At 80.6% G+C, this 294-nt stretch carries 1 protein-coding gene; it reads left to right on the plus strand.

The genetic code is table 11. The features are described from left to right. Positions 1–294: ATP-binding cassette domain-containing protein (locus ACFRMQ_RS40805; protein ID WP_380735992.1), on the plus strand; the 294-nt coding region annotated here is incomplete at both ends.

Raw genomic sequence — 294 nt, forward strand, 5'->3', positions numbered from 1 at the left:
CCGCCCTGAGCGCCACCGACCCCGCCCTGAGCGCCACCGACCCCGCTCCGAGCGCCGCGGGCCCCGCCGCTCGTGCCGGCGGCCCCGCCGCCCGTGCCACGGGCCTGTCCGTCGCCCTCGGGGACACCCCGCTGCTCGCCGACGCCACCCTCACCCTCACCCCCGGCCGCGTCACCGCCATCACCGGGCCCTCCGGCGCCGGCAAGACGACCCTGCTGCGCAAGCGGGCCCCGGCGGCCAGGGCGGCTACGAGGGTGACTGGCAGGGCCAGGGTGCAGGCACGGCGCAGGCTCT

It is taken from the genome of Kitasatospora sp. NPDC056783, assembly GCF_042789895.1.
Taxonomy (GTDB): domain Bacteria; phylum Actinomycetota; class Actinomycetes; order Streptomycetales; family Streptomycetaceae; genus Kitasatospora.